This is a genomic window from Oleiphilus sp. HI0123, from assembly GCF_001635315.1.
The window spans coordinates 1-2,117 of record NZ_LWGE01001495.1; the positions used below are offsets into that span (position 1 = coordinate 1).

Here is a 2,117-nt window from a genome sequence, read left to right on the forward strand (position 1 = left end):
AAAGTAGTGCTAAAAAGCGAGATAACTCTGCTCACGCCACCCTCATTTGGCAGCGCAGTAAATCAGGCCAGTTTTTTGGGCGATTTTGAAATCGAAACCACTTTTGGCTTTACGGGTGCTTCTTCATTCGCTGAAGCATTATGTTCGGGTATCAACTCATGCTGAGATTGCTTCCAAACAAGGTCATCAATCTCGTTCGATGGGTTATACCCTAGAGGCGCTTTAAGTAGCGTCTCACGCACTGAAGAACAATCAAATAGATGAGAGTATTTATCAATCTTCTCAAGCAAGGCTTCTACTTCAACCCAAGGTAATGAGATCTCACGACCTTTCATAATTCGAGAATGACTGGTTGGTAAAGGGTCGTCGCCAATCAACAACTCTTCGTATAACTTCTCGCCTGGTCGTAAGCCGGTATACTGAATTTCGATATCACCATTTGGATTATCATCATCCTTCACCTCAAGGCCCATTAAGCGAATCAGCTTACCTGCCAAATCGGCAATTCGAACCTGCTCGCCCATATCAAGCAAAAAGACATCACCGCCCTCGCCCATTGAGCCTGCTTGAAGTACCAACAAGGCTGCTTCAGGAATGGTCATAAAATAGCGAGTAATATCAGGGTGCGTTACCGTTACCGGGCCACCATCATTAATTTGCTTACGAAACAGCGGTACAACAGAACCCGAAGAACCTAATACATTGCCAAAGCGAACCATGCAAAAACGTGTATCGTTCTGGCGCTGGGCTAAGCCTTGAAGTACAAGCTCCGATAAACGCTTGGTTGCGCCCATCACATTAGTCGGGCGAACAGCCTTATCGGTTGAAACTAACACAAAGGTATCTACCCCTGCTTTAATCGCCGCTTCGGCACAATACCAAGTGCCAAAGACGTTATTGCGAACACCTTCAATGACATTGTGTTCTACCAAAGGAACATGTTTGTAAGCTGCGGCATGGTAGACCGTTTCGACAGCGTAGCTCTTCATGATAACTTCCATGCGATGCTGTTTCTGCACAGAGCCCATAATGGCATGCACTTCAGTCTTTAATGTATGTTTTTGAATATACTTGGAAATCTCTTGCTCAATTTGATAAAGGGCAAATTCAGACAATTCAAACAGGACAATCTTTCGCGGGTTTAGCTTGACGATTTGGCGACACAACTCAGAGCCAATTGACCCCCCCGCACCAGTGACCATCACCACCTTATTTGAGATACAACCCGAAAGCCTGGCCCTATCGGCCGCGACTTCATCACGCCCAAGCAGGTCTTCAATATCAACATCACGAATTTCTTCAATTCGCGCCTTACCGCTGACAACATCATTAATTTGTGGAATGGTCTGCACAGCAAGCGGGTACTGCTCCAAGCCCTTTATCACTTCAGCTCTTCGAGCCCTGGAAGCATGGCCCAAGGCTAACAAAATACTCTGCGCACCATAACGCTTGAGCACCTCAGAAATATTCTCGGGTGAATAAACGCGGATACCGTTAAGAATGCTACCGTGCTTACTAATATCATCATCAATAAAAGCAATTGGCTGAACCTGCTTGCCATGAAAAAGTATCGAACTTAGCTGCAAGCCAGACTTACCCGCACCATAGATAATCACCCGATCTTTGGATTTCATCATATCGCGGTGTACCAGAGAGCGAGCTAACATACGCGTCCCTCCGACAAAGATCATCGCTAAACACCAGTAAATAATGGGAACGGAACGAGGAATCGGCGCCTGAAATAAAAAGCCCAAAGCCGCCAACATAATAGCAGAGATAGAAACACCAGAAATAATCGCCAGTAAAGCATGATTACTCATATAGCGAATAACAGCCCGATATAAACCGAGACGCGCAAAAACAAAAATACTGGTAAAAACGGTGACAAAAGCGACTAACAATACGGAGCTATTTTCAAGCAAATAAAGTTCATCGTAACGTAAACTTAGGGCCATCCATAAGGCGAAAGGTAGACAAAGACTGTCTGCAAAAACCGTAACCAGGCGTTTCTGGTACCGGGGAAGGTGTAACAACTTACTTAGCACGTCCGATTTATCCTTATCATTCTCCAGTTTCTGAGCGCTTCTGCGAGCGCCTGACTTCATTTTAACCAAGTC

The 2,117-nt window shown here is 45.3% G+C and carries 1 protein-coding gene; it reads right to left on the reverse strand.

All coding sequences use genetic code 11. The annotated features are described in order from the left end of the window. Positions 1–62: 62 nt before the first annotated feature. A partial coding sequence (locus A3761_RS19760; protein WP_369808236.1) for a polysaccharide biosynthesis protein occupies positions 63–2,117 on the reverse strand: 2,055 nt, incomplete at its 5' end.